The organism is Paraflavitalea soli (assembly GCF_003555545.1).
GTDB lineage: Bacteria > Bacteroidota > Bacteroidia > Chitinophagales > Chitinophagaceae > Paraflavitalea > Paraflavitalea soli.
The window spans coordinates 2,999,990-3,018,898 of the sequence record NZ_CP032157.1 but is presented as its reverse complement, the minus strand read 5'-3'; the positions used below and the strand labels follow the sequence as shown (position 1 = coordinate 3,018,898).

Genomic DNA, 18,909 nt, shown 5'->3' with positions numbered 1-18,909 from the left:
CACATTTCACACCTCACCTTTCATCAACTCCTCATACAATCGGAAATTCTCATCATCATAACACACAAAACTGATCTCTTCCAATGCATCCGGGTGGCTGGCCACAAACGCCTGTACCGCTTCCAGCGCCAGCGCGGCCGCTTCCGCTTTTGGGAACCGGTAGATGCCCGTGCTGATATTGGGAAAGGCCAGGGTTTTAATGCCATGTTCAAGGGCTAATTCCAATACATTCCGGTAGCAGTTTGATAGCAATTCCCGTTCCCGGTTACGGCCCCCCTGCCAAACAGGTCCTACAGTGTGGATCACATACTTTGCCGGCAACCTGCCCGCAGTGGTGATCACCGCTTCTCCGATCTTACAACCACCCTGTTTATTCCTGATCTGTATGCATTCCTCCAATATCGCCGGGCCGCCGGCACGGTGAATAGCGCCATCCACCCCGCCGCCGCCCAGTAAAGAGCTGTTGGCCGCGTTGACAATGGCATCGGAAGCTATTTTGGTAATATCGCCTTGTATCAATGTGAGCTTGGTGGACATAGATTAAAACAAAGTTTGCACCCCATGTGCTATCTTATTTTCATGCGTCAATAACCATTTTTTCCGGGCAAGCCCGCCCCCAAACCCCACCAGGTCGCCTTTAGCGCCTATTACCCGGTGACAGGGCACAATGATCGCAATATGATTTTTCCCATTGGCAGTACCCGCCGCACGGATGGTTTTCGGATCACCCAGCCGGCGGGAGAGCTCCTGGTAACTGATCGTCTTACCAAAAGGAATATTCATCAGTTCATTCCACACTTTTTCCTGGAACCCCGTACCTTTTTGGTAAAGCGGTAACTCAAATACCCGGCGGTTGCCATGAAAGTATTGTATCAGTTGCTCGGTAGCCTGGATGGCCATGGGAGGCAGGGGAGAGGTGGCCGTTGGTGAGGCTGCCTTTTCTTCCTCATTCATGAAATGTACTTCACTCACATATTGATCAGTGCCGGAAATGCGCAACAGGCCTACGGGCGACTGATAATAGGTAGTAAAAACATCAGACATATTAGCCGATTTTCCACCCGTTGGAGACCTTTCTTTCGGGTTGCAATAAAACTACATCTTTTTTATCAGTATAAACACCCAGTACCAGGCATTCACTGAAGAAATTAGCGATCTGTTTGGGCGGAAAGTTGACGATGGCCACTACTTGTTTGCCCATCAATTCCTCTTTATCATAGATAGCTGTCACCTGTGCAGAAGACTTTTTAATACCCAATTCACCAAAATCAATAGTAATTTGGTACGCCGGCTTTTTGGCTTTTGGAAAATCGGTAACTTCCAGAATTGTTCCGACACGGATGTCGACCTTTTCAAAATCATCCCAGGAGATCGTCATGGCGTAGTATGTTTATTCAAAAATAATAAATTAGCAATCTTATTCATCCAACCATTCATTTGCACTATGAAAAGTAACAAATCATCGTCCCGCAGAAAATTTATCCGTAATTCCTCGCTGGCTGCTGCGGGTTTCTTTATCGTACCCCGTCATGTATTGGGTAAAGGGTATATAGCACCCAGTGATAAACTGAATATCGCTGCTGTTGGGGCAGGAGGAAAGGGCCAGGTAAATATTGCGCTTGCCTATAATAATGGTGCTGAAAATATTGTGAGCCTCTGCGATGTGGATGACCGCCAGGCGGCAGATTCCCGCAAGAAGCATCCCAAAGCATCCTACTACCGCGATTTCCGCGAAATGCTCGATAAAGAAGGCAAGAACATTGATGCCGTGATGGTCAGCACGCCCGATCACATGCATGCCGTAATAGCCCTGCCCTGTATGCAATTGGGCAAACACGTATACGTAGAAAAACCACTTACCCATGATATTTATGAAGCCCGCATCTTAACGCAGGCCGCTGAAAAATACAAGGTCGTTACCCAGATGGGCAACCAGGGCAGCAGCAGTGATGGGACCAGGAATGTAGAAGCCTGGGTACAGCAAGGGGTGATCGGCGATGTGCATACCGTACATGTGTGGACCAACCGGCCTACCTGGCCGCAAGGCATTCCTACTCCCAAAGGCCAGTTTGCCGTTCCCGCCGAAGTAGATTGGGATCTCTGGCTCGGCACAGCGCCTTACCGCGATTTTAACCCTGCTTATTTGCCCGCCATCTGGAGAGGATATGTTGATTTTGGTACTGGCTCCCTGGGCGATATGGGCTGCCATTTTATCGATGTGCCTTACCGTGCCCTGAAACTGCGGTATCCTATTTCTGTAGAATCGAGCGTAACCAGGGTATGGACAGGTTTCTTCCAGGAAGCATTTAATACCGATAGCTATCCGCCTTCTTCCAAATCCCATATTCAGTTCCCTGCACGCGGCAAGATGGTGCCCGTAGAAATGATCTGGTACGATGGAGGCATCATGCCCCGCCGTCCGGATGAATTATCGCCCGAAGAAGCGTTTGGTGAAGACAGCGGCGGTATCCTGTTTGAAGGCACCAAAGGCAAGATCCTGGCCGGCATCTTTGGAGAACATGCCCAATTGCTGCCCGCCAATAAGTTCAAGGGTGCTAAATTGCCCAAGGCTGAACGGCCTTATGTGACCCGCGGTCCTGAAGGTCACCAGACCCAATGGACCGACGCCTGCAAAAAAGGCCACGGAGCTTATACCAGCTCACCTTTCGAAATGGCTGGCCCCCTCACAGAGACCGTATTGATGGGCAACCTGGGCATCCGCAGCTTTTATTACAGTGAAAACGACAGCAAAGGCAATAAGAAATTTACCGGCCGCAAAAAGCTCCTCTGGGATGGCGCCAACATGAAAGTGACCAACTTCGATGCCGCCAACCAGTTCATAAAAAGGCAGTACCGCGGCAATTGGAAACTGGAACTTTAATGAGATAATTTGATAATGTGGTAATTTGATAATTTGAAAATGGAAAGGCGTCGGTGTTGATGCGTTTGTGGTTTTCAAGTAATTACGTAGCTAAACACTGGAAAGCTCCTTCGGCAGCGCCCATTTTCAAATTATCAGATTTTTAAATTATCTCATTGTTTTTTGTCATTTATCTATTCATAGTGAGGTCTTGTTAAAAATTATTTCAGCGTCTAATGAGGAATCCTTAATTTGGCTGCTAAATCGTTATATTACTGCGATTCCAAACAAATTAATCTAAAACCAAGTTTGTCATCATGAAAAAGAAGCAAACGACTAAACCAACGCGCCGCGATTTTATCCGTAATAGTTCCCTGGCAGCTGCTGGTTTTTTCATAGTACCGCGCCATGTATTGGGCAAGGGCTTTATTGCTCCCAGCGATAAACTCAATATTGCCGGTATTGGTGTAGGGGGTAAAGGACAAAGCGATCTGGCAGAGTTTGCCAAGAGTCCCAATGCCAATATAGTAGCCTTGTGTGATGTAGACGACCGCCAGGCCAAAAAGTCACGTGAACGTTTCTCCAAGGCCAATTACTACAAGGACTTCCGTGAAATGCTGGCAAAAGAAGCAAAGAATATTGATGCCGTTTCTGTATCTACACCTGATAATACCCATGCCGTAGCCGCCCTGGCAGCTATGCAACTGGGCAAACACGTGTATTGCCAGAAACCCATGACCCACGATATTTACGAAGCCCGTGTGCTTACAGAAGCCGCTAAGAAATACAAAGTGGTTACCCAAATGGGCAACCAGGGTGGTTCCGGCGATGGTGTACGTAAAATGAAGGAAATGGTAGATGCCGGTATGATCGGTGATGTACACACGGTACATTGCTGGACCAATCGTCCCGTATGGCCACAAGGCGTACCTACGCCTACTGGTCAGTTTGAAGTGCCTTCCGAACTGAACTGGGACCTCTGGCTCGGACCAGCCAAAAAGATCGATTACAACCCCGCCTACCTGCCCTTCAACTGGCGTGGCTGGTGGAACTTCGGTACCGGTTCTCTCGGTGATATGGCCTGCCATATCATGGACCCTGTGTACCGCATTCTGCCCATCGATTTCCCTTCCAGTGTAGAAGCCAGCGTAGCCACCATCTGGAAAGAGATGTGGAATGATTCGGTTAATACCGATAGCTGTCCCCCTTCTTCTATTGTACACCTGGTGTATCCGCGCAAAGATGGCAAGGGCAATATCAGGGTATCCTGGCATGATGGCGGCTTGTTGCCTGAGCGTCCTGAAGAACTGCTGCCCGATGAAGCCATGGGCAACTGGGATGGCGGTACCATCTTTATCGGTACCAAGGGCAAGATCATGTGCGACTGTTATGGTGCTAACCCACGTTTGCTCCCCACCATCCTCATGAAGGAGAAAACAATGCCGAAGGAAACCATCAAGCGTGTACCCGAAGGCCATTATGTACAATGGGTGAACGCCTGTATTGCCGGTTATGGTAAAGGCGAGACCAGCTCTCCTTTCTCCTTTGCAGGTCCTTTCACCGAAAGTATCCTCATCTCCAACCTCGCTATCCGGAGCTTCCTGATGAAGAACCCCAATGGCAAAGGATGGGATGACAAATACCTCGGCCGCAAGCGACTGCTGTGGGATGCAAAGAACATGAAGATCACCAACTTTGACGAAGCCAACCAGTTTGTAAAACGCGAATACCGCGATGGCTGGAGCCTGTCATTGTAATTAAATATTCACCGGTTATTTATTGCCGGTCCTGGAAGAGGAGACCCCTTACCAAAGGCGTCTCCTCTTTTTATTTCCTCAATTTGTCAGGCTGAGCTTGTCGGCTGTCAGGCTGAGCTTGTCGAAGCCTCCCTCGTTTGCCTTCTTGCCTCCCTCATGCCTTCCCCTCGTTGCCTTTATGCCTCTTTGCCTTGTTGCCTTTTAATGCCTTCAATTAGCATTTCATTCACCTCTATATGCATCCTTAAGCTCGATATCATGGAAAGTTTGCCAATATAGATTAGTGGCAAAGGGTTTGTCTCATAAAAACGATAAATTGTTATTGAGCGTACGCTGAGCAACGAACCGCGTAGCTGATAACGACCAATTATCAAATGGGATCCTGCTGACTGCCTCAACAGCATCCTCTTAATGTTAACTGCTGTATGAAAAAGAATTCATCATTCTTTTGCCCGGGAGTGTTTTGCTCCTGCTGGCACTACTACTTGTATTATCCCCACCTTTTTACTGTTCGAGTGTATACACTTTCTACCATCATCACTTAAAATCGATTGTTATGAGAAAACATTTCTTCCAAAGGAGTGCCCTATGGTGCTACTACCTGGCGGCTATCCTCCTCATGCCTGTATGCCTGCAGGCACAGCAAACTGTTATTCACGGTACCGTTACCAACCAAGCCACCAAAGAACCCCTGGTGGGCATCTCTGTTCAACTGAAAGGCGCTGCCAGCGGCACTTCAACCGATGCCGATGGGAAATTTACCCTGGCGGTGTCCGACGCCAAAGGCACCCTGGTATTTAGTGGCGTAGGATTTGAAACAAGGGAAATACCCTTGAAAGGACAAACCAGTGTGGAGGTAAAACTAAATGCCGCTTCTATCAACCTCAATGAAGTGGTGGTGATCGGATACGGCACACAAACCAAAAAAGACCTCACCGGCGCCGTGGCGCAGGTAAAAGCCACACAATTGGAAAATGAAAACCCCGGCAGTGTGCAGGATGTGCTGCGGGGTAATGTTCCGGGGCTTAATATATCACAGATCAATGCTGCCGGTGCGAAAGGTGGCGGCGATCTGTTGGTGCGTGGTAAGTCATCCATCAATGCCGGTACTACACCGCTGATCGTATTGGACGGGGTGATCTACCAGGGACAGTTGAGTGATATCAATCCCAATGACATCAACACCATCGATGTATTGAAGGATGCCAGCTCTGCTGCAGTATTCGGCGCCAAAGCAGCCAGTGGCGTAGTACTCATCACCACCAAGCGCGGCACTAAGGGCAAGCCCACCATCACCCTCAATACCAACGTAGGATTTTCCGAGCTGGCACAGAACGAGCCTTTATATGATGGCCCTGGCTTTGTAGCCTGGCGTACAGATGTACAGAAAAGCCGCAACAATACCTCTACCAAACTGTACACCTTCGATGATCCCCGTAACCTGCCCGCTGGCATTACGATGACCCAATGGCGTGATGGTCGTACCGGCGATTCCATTGATATCTGGCTCGACAGGCTGGGTCTGAAACCCGTGGAGATCGCCAATTATAAGAATGGCAAAACGGTCAACTGGTATGATATGATGTTTCAGCGCGGTTTCCGCCAGGACCATACCATAAGCCTGTCTGGTAAAAAAGAAGATTTCACCTACTACTGGTCCCTTGGCTATACGGATAATGAAGGCGTTGTGGTGGGCGACCGTTTTAAGACCTTCCGCACCCGGGTAAATATTGAAGGCAGGGTGGCTAAATTCTTAACAGCTGGCCTCAATATGCAGTTTGCCGATCGTGATGAAAGTCAGGTGCCCGTCAACTGGGGCCAGATGGTCAATGCTTCTCCCTATGGAGAAATATACAATGCCGATGGGACCACCCTGCGCGATAGTCCCAATGACGATATTGGTAATAACACAAACCCCTTTGCTGATAATACCTATACCAACCGCCTGCAGAAGAACAATACCTTGTTTGGAAGCATCTATGCCAAAGGCACTTTGCCTTATGGCTTTTCTTACCAGGTCAACTTTACCCCCAGTTTTGATTTCTACCGTTATTTCAATGGCGTTTCCTACATGCATCCTACCTACCGGGTACGTAAAGGCGTAGCTACCCGCACTACACAGACGACTTATAACTGGCAGGTGGATAATGTGATCAAATGGGATAAGACATTTGGTCAGCACCAGTTCAATGTGACCATGCTGTGGAACGTGGAGAAATTCCAATCCTGGAGAGAGCAGATGGACAATGAAGGTTTTGATCCCAAAGATGTGCTGAGTTACCACAATATTGGTGCAGGTATTAAACCCATTATTAGCAGCGACGACCAGGTAAGCACCGGCGATGCCCTGATGGCGCGGTTGAATTATACATTCAAAGACCGTTATATGCTCACCGCTTCTTATCGCCGGGATGGCTATTCTGCCTTTGGCCAGCAAAACCCAAGGGCCGGGTTTCCCGCTGTTGCCCTGGGATGGGTATTCTCGGATGAGGACTTCATGAAGGATGCCAAATGGCTCGACTATGGTAAACTGCGTGTATCCTACGGTATTAATGGTAACCGGGACGTAGGCCGTTACCAGGCCATCTCCAACCTCACCGGTGGCAAGTACCAATACGTCAATGCAGCCGGGATTATCTTCCCGGTATCGCAATTGTGGACAGACAGGATGGCCAATCCCAACCTCAAATGGGAGAAGACCACTTCCCTCAACCTGGGTATTGACTTCGGTTTACTCAACAACCGCCTGAGTGGTTCCATAGATGTGTACGATAAGTCAACCCAGGATATGCTGGTGCAACGCGCATTGCCTACCGTCATCGGGTTCGATTATGTAATGTTCAACCTGGGCAAAATTGAGAACAAGGGTATGGAGATCGCTCTGAATAGCATTAACATCAACAACAAGAACTTCTCCTGGAGAACCAATGTGAATTTCTGGTTCAACCGCAATAAGATCGTGCGGCTCTATGGCCCTGTAAATGTGTATGACCAGGATGGAAAGCTGATCGGCCAGCAGGAAAAAGATGACCTCGTCAATAAATGGTTTATTGGAAGGGATATTGATGTGATCTGGGACCAAAAGGTATTGGGTGTATGGCAGGAGAGTGAAGCCGCTGAAGCCAAGAAATATGGTGTATATCCCGGCGACTTTAAAGTGGAAGATGTCAATGGGGACTTTAAATATTCCAATGACGACAGGCAGTTCCTCGGATACCGGTCCCCTCGTTTTCAATGGACCCTCCGCAATGAATTTACTTTCTTCAAAAGCTTTGATTTTGCTTTCTCCCTCTATTCCAACTGGGGACAGATGAGTGATTACAACCAGGCCAAGAACAACAGCGGTTTCCAGGACAGGCAAAACTCCTATAAGTTCCCTTATTGGACAGCCGCCAATCCCATTAATGATTATGCCCGCTTGTTCTCCAGCAACGGAAGCGCTTCCTACAGTGTGTACCGGAAGACCTCTTTCATCAGGCTCAACACCATTTCCCTGGCCTATACCTTGCCCAGGAACCTGCTGCAGAAAGCACATATTGAAAGCCTGAAGGTCTATGCCAACGTATCCAATGCGGCGATATATTCTCCTGACTGGACCTATTGGGATCCTGAGTTCAGGAACAGGGCAAGCGATGGAGCCATCTCTACCGCTATTCCTCCGCGCACGTATACTCTGGGAATGAATGTTACTTTTTAATCCAATCAATACTTATATATGAATCCGATCATAAAACGAACGCTCTCTATACTCTCCGTAGCCGGCCTGGTTGCCGCCGCCGGTTGCGACAAAGGTTGGCTGGAGCCTAAGCCGCAATCCTTCTTCACGCCGGAAAATGCTTTTAATGATGCCGCCGGTATGCGTGCGGGCCTGGTAGCCTGCGCACGGAATGCCCGTATTGAATATTATGGTGATAATCCGCCCATCCTCACCGAAATGTTGTTTTCTGAAGTAAGCGTGGAAGGCATTACCGATAAATCGGGCCCTGCGCAAGACCTCAACCTGCTCATCACCCCCGACAATACCGCCTTTGATGATGCTGATCACTCCAGAATTGGTTATTACTGGCGCGAAGGATACAGGGGTATCAAATATGCCAACTCCGTGATCACCTTTATCGACAATGCCAAATGGAATTCGCAGGAAGAACGTAATGCGATCTTAGGATCAGCTTATTTCCATCGGGCATTGCGGTATTACCGCCTCGCCAACCAGTTTGGCGATATCCCCGTGCCCCTGAAAGAATACAATTACCCCAAGCTGGATTTCCAGACCGTAAAAAGGGAAGTTGTGTTGAAGAAAATAAAGGAAGACCTGGAATTTGCAGAAAAATGGGTATCCGACAATGTGAACAGGGGAGAGGTGACCAAGGGCGCCGTACGCCACCTGCTCACCAAAGTGTACCTCGCACTGGGTATGTTTGATGAAGCCATTACCATGTCTACTACCCTTATCAACAGCGGCACCTATAGCCTGATGCGCAATCCTTTTGGCGCTACCAAAAAGAACGTGATCTGGGACCTTCACCGGCCGGAGAATAAATCCCTGGGTGAAAATAAGGAAGGTCTGTTCATGATCATCGATCGATTTGGCGATGGCCAGTTTGATGGCGGCATTCGCATCATGCGCCAGGCCGTTCCTTATTGGGGTACTTATATCACTACACCCATTGGACGGAAGGGTACTGCCGATGGCGTAGCTGCCAATATCGAATATGTGCAATCCAATTTTATCGGCAGGGGTATTGGCCGTTGCCGTCCTACACCGTACAGCCAGTATGAGATATGGGACGATGCCAACGACCTGCGCCATGCCAAAGGCAACTGGATGAATATGGAAGACATGGTGTATAATGACCCCGATCTGAAGAAGCCATCAGGCACTAATCCTCCGGATACTTCCTATATGAAGAACCTGCGCCTGCGTCATCCCGTAACTGGGGCACTCCTTTGTTCCGATACCATCCGGAGTTGGTTTGGCTGGCCGCAATACAAGATCTTCATTCCCGATGCTGAGAACTCACCCATGCAGGGTGGTCATACAGACTGGTATATGTTTCGCCTGGCTGAGACCTATCTGCTAAGGGCCGAAGCTTATTTCTGGAAGGGAGAACTGGACAACGCACTGGCCGATATCAACCAGGTAAGAACACGTGCCCAATGTGCCGCCTACCTCGATGCCAGCCAGGTGAATATGGACATGATACTGGATGAGCGCGCCCGGGAGCTCTTTTTTGAAGAGCCGCGCAAAACAGAGCTGACCCGTATCTCCTTCCTCTTTGCCAAAACAGGCAAGGTGGCAGAGAACGGCAAGACCTATAAACTCGACAACTTCTCCGATGACAATTATTTCTATGACCGTATCATTGCCAACAATGTCTTTTACAGAACAGGCATTGTGACCAACCACGGTGATAAATATACCATCAGCCCTTACCACGTATTGTGGCCCGTGCCTTCATCGGCTATTCAGGCCAACAGCAGTGCCCGCATGAACCAGAATAAAGGGTATGTAGGCTTTGCCGGTAATGTACCTGCACTGGATACGATACCGATCGATAAATAATCAGGGCAATAAGAGGGATTGATCAAGTTGTAAAGGTGAAGCTTCGGCTTCACTTTTTTTATAGGAAAAGGGGAGGCTGCAGATGGTTGATGATGTTTCCGGAAGGCATCATTCTACTGCTAAAATAATTCAGTGACAGTTCCGATATTTAAAGGTTATAAACAACCTTATACTTATGGAACCTCTTACTCCTTCTACCCGTATTTTGCAGATCATTGCGGGGCACTGGTTGTCCTGTAGTGTGTATGTTGCTGCTAAGCTGAATATAGCCGAGCTGTTGGCTAATGGGCCACAAACTGTAGAGGCCCTTGCTGCAGCCAGCGGTAGTCATGCTCCTTCTCTCTACCGTTTATTGCGGGCCCTGGCCGCCGAAGGTATTTTTGAAGAGACCTCAAAAGGCGTCTTTTCTATTACTCCAGCTGCTACAGCTCTTCAGGAGGATGCCCCTGGCAACGTAAAGGCCTTTGTCCTGGCATTACTTGGAGAACATTATCATGGCTGGGGTGAATTGCTCTATAGCGTACAGACCGGAGGGATTGCTTTCGATCATCACTTTGGCACCGACATCTGGTCCTGGTATAGATCGCATCCTGCTGAAGGGCTTAATTTCATGAAGGCCATGACTGCCATGACGCAATACGTGGATAAGGCCATTATAGCAGCTTATGATTTTTCAGGATTCAATACCATCGTGGATGTGGGCGGCGGTAACGGCGCTTTACTGATGGCCATATTGAAAGCAACGCCTGCCGCCACAGGTATTGTATATGATGCCCCATATGTAATAGAAAAAACAGCGGAAGCCATTGCAGCGAATGGTCTTACAAACAGGTGTGGGGTAAAGGGAGGCGACTTCTTTAAAAGTGTTCCTCCCGGAGCTGATGCCTACATCATGAAATACATATTGCATGACTGGTATGAGGAGGATGCGATCCGTTTGCTGCGCAATTGTAGCGAAGTGATGAAGCCGGGGGATAAATTGCTGGCGTTTGATGCAGTGATCCCTGAAGGCAATGGGCCGCATCCGGGAAAATTGTTTGACATCACTATGCTGGTTGCTACTGGTGGCCGTGAACGTACGGCACAGGAATTCCAATATTTGTTTGAACAGGCAGGGTTACAATTCAACCGCGTAATACCATTGGCACTACCCGATGTTAGCATAGTGGAAGGGGAAAAGCTGTAAAGCATATTCCTGCACGATATGTGCTGTCAGGTTGGTCCGGCAAGAGGTTTATTGCGCATCCCCCAGTCGTTTGAGTTCTTCCGCTTGTCTGCCGCCTCCTGACGGTACACCCTTCGTGCCTTTACTAAACCGGTAACTCAGCGCCAGGGTAATGCTTTGTGTATCCCAGGTACGTTTACTGTAACCGCTTACATCCTTTACATGACTGAGGTCCTGGTTATCCTGACGGGTATAAAACATATCCCGGAAGTTGAGTTTGATAACAGCATTGTCCTTCCATATTTTTTTGCTGATGCCCGAATGGATATACCAGGTGGGGGCCTGTACATATTGTACGTATACCTCCCGCGATGAATAGTCGGGCGCTAATTCGATCGTCCAGCCTTTGGGAAGACTGAGTTGCGTGTTGGCCGACAGGTGCCAGTTGCCGCCCCGTACACGCAGGTCCTGGTTATTTAGCTGTGTAGCCAGCAGCGTCCAGGTATATTGTATCACCGGGTTGATTATCCAATCACGGGTGATGCGGATGCTGCCGTCGAGCGAAAAACCCATCACCTGCTTGCTGCTTACATTATTGGGGCGCCGGTAAAAAACATTGTCCCTGACTTCTATCGTTTCTTCAATACCATTTTTCAAGTGATTGTAGAAAAGAGAAGCCGAATAATTATTCCTGAATAGCCAGGCAAGTTCAATATTGTCGGAAAGCTCCGGACGTAAATAAGGGTTCCCGATCCGGTAATTGTATTTGTCCAGGGGTGTTTCAAACGGACGCAGGGAGGTATAACCCGGCCGGTCGATCCGCTTACCATAAGAGAAGGTCACCTGGTGATTTCCTTTCTTACCCGGTTTGTACGATAAGAATACAGTGGGAAACAGGTTGAAATAAGTTCTTGTAAAGACGGTATCCCGGCTTTTTGCAGCGTCCTGCTGGTGCCCTTGCAGTGAAGTGTGCTCCATTCTGCCTGCTACCTGTATCGCCAGCTTTTTCCACTCAGTGGTATAATTCACATAGGCCGCATGGATATCCTCCCGGTAGTTGAACCGGTTGTTGACCGAATATTCCGGTATGGTCACCTCGTTGATAGTGCCGGAATAAATAGCGGTATTGCTGGCCCGGGTAAAGGAAGATTTATAACCCATGCTCCATTTGATGCCTTTGCGCACCGGCAGCACATAATCGGCCTTGACCGAATAAATATCTATTGTAAAAGGTTGTTGGTAGTAGCGTGCCTCCCGGTTAGCCACCGAGCCATCGCTTGCTGCCAGGGTGGTAATATTCAATGCCCCATAACTTTCCCCATACCGTATATAATCAACGTCTGCCGTTAGTTGCCTGCCCGCACTGTCGTACAGGTGCTGGTAGTTCAACGTGAGGCTCGTGTTGCGGGTGGCCGTGCGAATGGTATTATTCATATCGGTAACACTGTCCGTCGCAGCAGGCGTGGCATACGTTTGCCGGCCTGCAAACAGTCTGTACTCCGTAGCCTTCCAATACATATGACTGGCGCTGAATCCCCAGGTAGTCCTCGGGGAGGCATACAGGTCTATGCCCGATTTAAGAAAGATCCTGTCGTTGCGCACCGTGGCACGGCCGTTTTGCGTAAGGCTGTATAAGGTATTGTTGTTGTCGGGGGCGTAGGTTCTGAGACTGTTGGATTGTGCAACCCCTTCACCATTATAATTCGAAGCATTGCCGTATATATTGAGCTTATTGGTCCGTAGGTTGAGGTTAAGACTTTGCGATAGCCGGGTTCGCCGGCCCCGGATATTTTCCGACAGTATATTGCCATTGAATCCTTTGATCCTGCTTTTCTTTAACCGGATATTGATGATGCCTCCATTGCCTGCCGCATCATATTGCGCGGGCGGATTACTCATGAACTCGATCTTGTCGATGATGCTGGCCGGTAAAGACTTGAGGTAACTGGCCAGGTCATCACCCTGCAGGTAGGTGGGCTTGTCGTCGATATAGACACTTACCCCCGACTTGCCTTTCAGGCTGATCTGGTCATTCATGGTCTGTATACCCGGCAGTTGCTCCAATGTTTCCCAGGCATTGCCACCGGCATTGGTGATCAATCCGTCTACTGTGATGATCGTCCGGTCGGCCTTGCGTTCAATCGCTAATCGCCGGCCGGTGACGGTAACGCTCTTTAAGGTATCGTCCTTCATCCGGGCGACAGTTGTGTCAGCTGCCCTGGGCCTTGCCTGGGTAAATGCCGGAAGAGGTTGTAAAAGGCTCCAGAGGAGGATCAGCAGGAAAAAGGGTCGTAAGGCTGACTGAATGAGGTAATACACGGGTTACTGTTTTGCTTCCTGCAAATGAACCGGATAATAGAAGCCGTTTTTGTATTTATCGGCCAACTACTCACCCGCAGCCCGATAAGACTGATTTTGGCACGGCAGGCGGTAAACGGGGCCAAAACTGTCGAAACCTGTTGTACAACCGTCATTCATCTAAAAAATGAAGCAGTATACTGTGCTAATCCCTAATTTGAGCGGGTGAAAAGCTTTTATATAGCCAACAACCGGGTACTTACCCATATTCTTTTCTGGGTAGGGTATATGGCCGTGTACACCGGCGTACATACGGGCGATGATGACATGATGGAGTATTTCCTGTATGAAGTACAGCGGCTTCCCGGCGCCATGCTGGTGGCTTATGTTAATATGTACCTATTGTATCCCCGTTTCTTCGTAAAGCGGCAATATGCTGCTTATACCATTGCTGCCATCGTATTGTTGTTTGTCAGTTCTGTTATCTGTCGCATCATCACCGAGAAATGGTTTGAACCCTTATTCTTCCCAACTACTACTTATCGTGAACCCATTTTTGTGTGGTACATGCTGTTTAAGAGTATGGTGTGGTTCCTGAGCCCCGTATTGTTTTTCACCCTCATCATTAAAATACTGCAACAATGGTTCCGGCAGGAACGCCGGCAGCAACAGGTAGAAAAGGAAAAGCTAAGCGCCGAACTTAATTTCCTGAAAGCACAGGTGCATCCTCATTTCCTGTTCAATACACTCAATAACCTGTATGCACTTACCCTGCAGGCATCGCCTGCGGCGCCCACCGTGGTGTTGAAGCTCTCTGAACTCATGAGTTATATGTTGTACGATTCCCAGGCAAACCTTATCTCCCTGAAAAAGGAAGTGCAGCATGTAAAGAATTATATTGAGCTGGAAAAGCTGCGCTATAACGATCGGTTGGAGGTTTCCATGAATGTATCGGGCGACATAGAGCAGGTAAGCATCGCCCCCTTGTTGCTGATCCCTTTTGTAGAAAATGCTTTTAAGCATGGGGTAAGCAACGAGACGGACAATGTATGGGTTACCATCGACATCAAAGCATGGGCCGGCTGGCTGAGTATAAAAGTGGAGAATAGTTATAACGATACTTTGCCTGCTGCCGGGGAGAGTGCGGATAAAAATGGCATCGGCTTACAAAATGTAACCCGGAGATTGAACTTAATGTATCCGCAGGCCCATGAACTGGTCATCGATAAAGAGCCCGGCCGTTTTAGTGTAGACCTGAAAATAAAAATGCCCTGAGTGATATGGAAAACAATAAGATCAGGTGCCTGGTAGTGGACGATGAGCCCCTGGCTGCTGAAGTGCTGGAAAAATACATCAGCCAGCTGGATTCCTTAACCCTGGTGGGTAAGTGCAGCCATGCTATCGAGGCCCTGGATTTTTTACAGCAGCATAAGGTAGACCTTTTGTTCCTCGACATTCAGATGCCCCGTTTATCGGGCATCGACTTCATCCGGACCTTGCAAAGAAGACCAAAAGTAATCCTTACAACTGCCTTTCGTGATTATGCCGTAGAGGGGTTTGAGCTCAACGTACTCGACTACCTGGTAAAGCCGATTCCTTTTGAACGGTTCCTGGGGGCCATTAATAAATACCATGCTGCCCGGGAAACGGCCGTTGCGTTGCCAACTGTCGTCACGCCACCGGTAAGCGGTATTGCGCCCGATGCGTTTATTTACCTGAAGGCAGATAAGAAGATGGTGAAAGTGTTCCTGAAGGATATACTATATATAGAAAGTCTGAAGGATTATGTGAAAGTGAAAACCGTAGAGAAAGAGATCATTACCTGGCAGCGCATCAGCTACCTCGAAGAGAAGTTGCCGGATGAGAATTTCCTGCGCATCCATCGTTCCTATATCGTTGCCATGAATAAGATAAAGTCCTTTAATGCGGCCTTCATTGAAATAGGCGACCAGGAATTACCCATCGGCCGCCAGTATAAGGCAGGGGTTATGAAAGCCCTGGGCTTTAATGAACAGGCATAATCATTTGTGATCTATCTGCAATTTATCAGAAATAATAACCGGCTTTTAGACCAAAGAACCCATTGGTGCCGCTTTTCATCCAGGCTTCATACTTTGCCTGAAAATCGAATTTCAACAACCTTACCCCAACCCCCGGCGCCAGGATAAAGGCCGATCCGTCTGCGCCATCGCCTGTATAATTGGCTGCTCCGGCTTCCGCTTTCAAATAAATGATGGGAAGCGACCGGAATATCAATCCAAAACGCACCGGGATCGCTTTCAGGTCAGGGATATTCGATTCACCACTGAACTGCATGTAACCCACAGAACCTGTTACAGCCAGTTTCGCCGGCAAATTGATGATGGCGCCTATGCCGGCTCCCCAGCCCGTATTGTATGCGTCGGAAAAACTGCCTACCGGTACGCCAGACTCCAGGTATGGACCGATCCCAAATCCTTTGAGTTGTGCCTGCGCGGGCGCATAACAAAGCCCCAATACCAGCAGGAGGGCAAGTGTATTAATTCTCTTCATGGTCTGATGATTGGAAATGGTTTGTTGTAGATTGCAAGGCTATTGTGGATCAAAGGTGGGCCGTCCGGCATTTGCAGCACTGCAGGGCGACTCACCTTAGTTCAGGTATGTTTATTACTTCAGGTAAGAGCGCAGCATCCAGGCCATCTTCTCATGTTTCTCCATCAGGCCAGTGAGGAAGTCGGCGGTACCGGCATCTTTCAGCTTGTCCTGCATTTCATCTACCTGCTTGCGCAGATAGCGAATAACCGTTTCATGGTCATCCAGCAGGTTACGTACCTGCTTTTGCTGATCAGGCGTAGGAGCAGGCTCTTCCAGTTCGGTAAGTTTCAGGTATTCTTTCAGGCGGCCTTCGGCAAAATGGCCAATGGTGCGGATGCGTTCTGCTACCTCATCGATCATTTCGGCAAGCGCCTCATATTGACCTTCAAAGAACTTGTGCATTTCCATGAAATTATCACCCACATAATTCCAATGGTAGTTGTGTGTTTTGGCATAGAGGATGTGCTCATCCGCCAGTATTTTGTTTAAGGTGAGGGCGATCTGCTGGGCGTTTTTTTCAGTAAGACCAATATTGGCTTTCATACTTGTTGATTTGGTTTATAAATGGAACTGTATTTATAACTATATAAATATATAAAGGCTAACAATGGGGGGTTAATGATCAGCACCATTGCAAATCCGATGCCTGAGGAAAACAGCTGCGAGCTCCCGCTACGGCGGGACAAGTTATGAGCTACGAGCCGCGAGCTAAAGCCTCGCGCCAGGCTACTTGTGCAGTAGGAATATGAGTTTTGTAGCCAAGGGTTTGTTGGATAGGAAACGGGGCTATAGGTGCTGACCGTTAAACAATAAATGGAATCAGGTGTAAAGGATTTGACTTACAGCTGTTTTGGCTGTTCGATGCTCGTAGCTCACAGCTCGTAGCTCGCAGCTATATTCGTTGCTTACAGCTTATTCAGGATCTGTCGGTGGAGGCGGATCAACATCTATATTGGGATCATCTTCCGGCTGCTCCACGATCATTTCGGCCAGGCCCATCAACTCCTGTTGCTTGTAGCGGGTTTTGTCCGTGTCAAAGCATTTGCTGAATTCTTCCAGCAGGGTTTGAATGATCCGTTTGTTGGAGAGCGGTTTAAAGTAGGAAGGTACCGGTGGTACACTAATGCGCTTGAAATAGTTCTCTACATCTTTATGGGTAAATACCTGCCCACTCATAGGGTCTATAAAGAATTCCGCCTTGTACAGGGAGTCCGTTGACTGGCGGGTGAAATCATAATCCGATTTGAAATAAGCCAGCACAAACTGGCGGGGGATATTGATAGCCCGGATAGGTACATCCAGCAATTCACTCAGGATGAGGTACAGGATACCGTTGGCAATGGCATTGCCTCTTTTGGTTTCCAGTTGCTTGTTGATGAGAAATTCTTCGGGATGCTGGTAGCCAACTTCTGCACCCCGCAGGCTGTAATAATTGTACAGGATGCTGGTGAGTACATTCACCTGTTCCAACGGCGTGAGGTAGTTATTCAGCTCGAGCCAGATATTGCGGCGCAGCTTTTCAATCTCCTGGTATACAGTGGCTGTAGCCAGTTCAGGATATTGAAAGCGGGCAACCAGCAGCGCGCCTGTAAGAAGGTCCTGGTGTGCATTCTTATCCCATTGCACTACCTCTTCTGAAAGATCGCGGAGATGAAGGCGGTGGATCAACACTTCGATCCTTTCCTGTACTTCCTCGCTGATCGTATTCTCCCACAGGTTTTCCAGGTTGGGGATGATCCCTTTACCATAATCAATGATGCGGGTAGATACCACGTTGTACACCTCTGCGTCAGGATCGTCTAACAAATGAAAAAGCGCCGATATTTCCTTATTTTCTTCCATGGTATGCTATTACTGCTTCAATATCCTACACGCAGATATGGCAGTCAATTTCGGGCAAACTGGTATAATATACATGAAAATGTTTTCCACAAATCCACAAGAACAGAATTTAGAATACAGAATACAGGATACAGAAACCTTTGATTAGCAGTGTTGGCGTCGCACCCAGTAAGGGATTGAGCTGCCTTTTTGCTCGCAGCTATTTTCACCGCTCGCAGCTTGCTTTCCTCCCAAAATTAATCTTCTTCTTTGCTGAATTCCGAAGTGAGTGAAAGGTGCTGGCTTAGCATTCGCTCCAATTCCTGTTTGTCGGCCGGATTGCGGATAGCCCGCTTAGGTATAACGATGGCATGGTAGGAGTTGGTATATAAAAAATAACAGGACGGCGTTTCTGCTTTGCGTACAATGGCATCCCAGCTGTATTTGGATTCTGCCGCCTCATCTTTGTCAATGATGCCCGTATCCATCAATATCACCTCCGCCTCGCCCAGTACATGCTGATTTTCGGGTTGGCGCAGGATATCTTTCACCCGGCGGCCAATGGACCTCCGGATAAGCCAGGGCACCAGCAGGAAATAGGTAATGGCAATGATGCCAAAAATGATAAAGTCCCACAGCAGCTGCTTGCTGTGCCGGCTGATGATAAACAATACGGCCACACCTGTATACAGGAGGAATACCCGCAGGTAATAGCGGATCCGATAGCCTTTCTTCTCTGGCGAAGCCCAGGCTGTGAAGTAATTGTAGTCGAAGTATTCTTCTTCGGTAAGATGGTATTTGAGAACTAACATTCCGGATCTCGGATTTAGTATTTAGGATTGCTGCCGCGATTTGCAATTCAGGACTGTTT

At 48.4% G+C, this 18,909-nt stretch carries 15 protein-coding genes; 7 read left to right on the top strand and 8 right to left on the bottom strand.

The annotated features are described in order from the left end of the window. Positions 1-6: 6 nt before the first annotated feature. Genes D3H65_RS11215 through D3H65_RS11205 form a run of 3 tightly spaced genes read right to left on the bottom strand, consistent with a single transcriptional unit; the run spans position 7 to position 1,378 of the window. Entirely contained in the window at positions 7-537 is a 531-nt protein-coding gene (locus D3H65_RS11215) for an O-acetyl-ADP-ribose deacetylase (protein WP_119050400.1), read from the bottom strand. 3 nt (positions 538-540) lie between these two features. Next, entirely contained in the window at positions 541-1,044 is a 504-nt protein-coding gene (locus tag D3H65_RS11210) for a methylated-DNA--[protein]-cysteine S-methyltransferase (RefSeq protein ID WP_119050399.1), read from the bottom strand. A gap of 1 nt (position 1,045) precedes the next feature. Next, positions 1,046-1,378 (bottom strand): tRNA-binding protein, encoded by a 333-nt coding sequence (locus tag D3H65_RS11205; protein ID WP_119050398.1) that lies wholly within the window; start codon positions 1,376-1,378, stop codon positions 1,046-1,048. A gap of 66 nt (positions 1,379-1,444) precedes the next feature. On the opposite strand from D3H65_RS11205, the gene D3H65_RS11200 reads away from it, so the two are divergent. The 5 genes from D3H65_RS11200 (at position 1,445) to D3H65_RS11175 (ending at position 11,366) form a co-directional block, all read left to right on the top strand. Continuing rightward, positions 1,445-2,881: a Gfo/Idh/MocA family protein gene (locus D3H65_RS11200; RefSeq protein WP_119050397.1), complete on the top strand. Its 1,437-nt coding sequence runs from the start codon at positions 1,445-1,447 to the stop codon at positions 2,879-2,881. A gap of 296 nt (positions 2,882-3,177) precedes the next feature. Next, on the top strand, positions 3,178-4,617 hold the full coding sequence (locus tag D3H65_RS11195; RefSeq protein WP_119050396.1) for a Gfo/Idh/MocA family protein: 1,440 nt from the start codon (positions 3,178-3,180) through the stop codon (positions 4,615-4,617). A 556-nt stretch (positions 4,618-5,173) separates the two neighbouring features. After that, the gene (locus tag D3H65_RS11185; protein ID WP_119050394.1) at positions 5,174-8,314 is read left to right on the top strand and encodes a SusC/RagA family TonB-linked outer membrane protein; all 3,141 of its coding nucleotides are present in this window, start codon (positions 5,174-5,176) and stop codon (positions 8,312-8,314) included. A gap of 18 nt (positions 8,315-8,332) precedes the next feature. Continuing rightward, positions 8,333-10,180: a RagB/SusD family nutrient uptake outer membrane protein gene (locus D3H65_RS11180; RefSeq protein WP_119050393.1), complete on the top strand. Its 1,848-nt coding sequence runs from the start codon at positions 8,333-8,335 to the stop codon at positions 10,178-10,180. Between the two features lie 175 nt (positions 10,181-10,355). Beyond that, on the top strand, positions 10,356-11,366 hold the full coding sequence (locus D3H65_RS11175) for a methyltransferase (protein ID WP_119050392.1): 1,011 nt from the start codon (positions 10,356-10,358) through the stop codon (positions 11,364-11,366). A gap of 48 nt (positions 11,367-11,414) precedes the next feature. On the opposite strand, the gene D3H65_RS11170 is transcribed toward D3H65_RS11175, so the two are convergent. After that, a complete protein-coding gene (locus D3H65_RS11170) occupies positions 11,415-13,664 on the bottom strand; it encodes an outer membrane beta-barrel family protein (protein WP_119050391.1) in 2,250 nt (749 codons plus the stop codon). Between the two features lie 204 nt (positions 13,665-13,868). Between D3H65_RS11170 and D3H65_RS11165 the strand changes: the two genes are divergently transcribed. Then, complete coding sequence (locus D3H65_RS11165; RefSeq protein ID WP_119050390.1) at positions 13,869-14,918, top strand: sensor histidine kinase; 1,050 nt, start codon at positions 13,869-13,871, stop codon at positions 14,916-14,918. Positions 14,919-14,923: 5 nt separating this feature from the next. Beyond that, complete coding sequence (locus tag D3H65_RS11160; RefSeq protein WP_119050389.1) at positions 14,924-15,664, top strand: LytR/AlgR family response regulator transcription factor; 741 nt, start codon at positions 14,924-14,926, stop codon at positions 15,662-15,664. A 25-nt stretch (positions 15,665-15,689) separates the two neighbouring features. On the opposite strand, the gene D3H65_RS11155 is transcribed toward D3H65_RS11160, so the two are convergent. From D3H65_RS11155 to D3H65_RS11140, 4 genes are all read right to left on the bottom strand, one after another. Then, complete coding sequence (locus D3H65_RS11155; protein WP_119050388.1) at positions 15,690-16,175, bottom strand: hypothetical protein; 486 nt, start codon at positions 16,173-16,175, stop codon at positions 15,690-15,692. A 114-nt stretch (positions 16,176-16,289) separates the two neighbouring features. Further along, the gene (locus D3H65_RS11150; RefSeq protein ID WP_119050387.1) at positions 16,290-16,760 is read right to left on the bottom strand and encodes a Dps family protein; all 471 of its coding nucleotides are present in this window, start codon (positions 16,758-16,760) and stop codon (positions 16,290-16,292) included. A gap of 369 nt (positions 16,761-17,129) precedes the next feature. After that, the gene (locus D3H65_RS11145; RefSeq protein WP_119050386.1) at positions 17,130-18,059 is read right to left on the bottom strand and encodes a transglutaminase family protein; all 930 of its coding nucleotides are present in this window, start codon (positions 18,057-18,059) and stop codon (positions 17,130-17,132) included. A 236-nt stretch (positions 18,060-18,295) separates the two neighbouring features. Further along, positions 18,296-18,850: a YcxB family protein gene (locus D3H65_RS11140; RefSeq protein ID WP_119050385.1), complete on the bottom strand. Its 555-nt coding sequence runs from the start codon at positions 18,848-18,850 to the stop codon at positions 18,296-18,298. Positions 18,851-18,909: the final 59 nt, after the last annotated feature.

Excerpts from the sequence above, each read along its gene's own strand:
- D3H65_RS11215 (WP_119050400.1), bottom strand. The coding sequence starts at position 537 with ATGTCCACCAAGCTCACATTGATACAAGGCGATATTACCAAAATAGCT.
- D3H65_RS11210 (WP_119050399.1), bottom strand. The coding sequence starts at position 1,044 with ATGTCTGATGTTTTTACTACCTATTATCAGTCGCCCGTAGGCCTGTTG.
- D3H65_RS11205 (WP_119050398.1), bottom strand. The coding sequence starts at position 1,378 with ATGACGATCTCCTGGGATGATTTTGAAAAGGTCGACATCCGTGTCGGA.
- D3H65_RS11200 (WP_119050397.1), top strand. The coding sequence starts at position 1,445 with ATGAAAAGTAACAAATCATCGTCCCGCAGAAAATTTATCCGTAATTCC.
- D3H65_RS11195 (WP_119050396.1), top strand. The coding sequence starts at position 3,178 with ATGAAAAAGAAGCAAACGACTAAACCAACGCGCCGCGATTTTATCCGT.
- D3H65_RS11185 (WP_119050394.1), top strand. The coding sequence starts at position 5,174 with ATGAGAAAACATTTCTTCCAAAGGAGTGCCCTATGGTGCTACTACCTG.
- D3H65_RS11180 (WP_119050393.1), top strand. The coding sequence starts at position 8,333 with ATGAATCCGATCATAAAACGAACGCTCTCTATACTCTCCGTAGCCGGC.
- D3H65_RS11175 (WP_119050392.1), top strand. The coding sequence starts at position 10,356 with ATGGAACCTCTTACTCCTTCTACCCGTATTTTGCAGATCATTGCGGGG.
- D3H65_RS11160 (WP_119050389.1), top strand. The coding sequence starts at position 14,924 with ATGGAAAACAATAAGATCAGGTGCCTGGTAGTGGACGATGAGCCCCTG.
- D3H65_RS11155 (WP_119050388.1), bottom strand. The coding sequence starts at position 16,175 with ATGAAGAGAATTAATACACTTGCCCTCCTGCTGGTATTGGGGCTTTGT.
- D3H65_RS11150 (WP_119050387.1), bottom strand. The coding sequence starts at position 16,760 with ATGAAAGCCAATATTGGTCTTACTGAAAAAAACGCCCAGCAGATCGCC.
- D3H65_RS11145 (WP_119050386.1), bottom strand. The coding sequence starts at position 18,059 with ATGGAAGAAAATAAGGAAATATCGGCGCTTTTTCATTTGTTAGACGAT.
- D3H65_RS11140 (WP_119050385.1), bottom strand. The coding sequence starts at position 18,850 with ATGTTAGTTCTCAAATACCATCTTACCGAAGAAGAATACTTCGACTAC.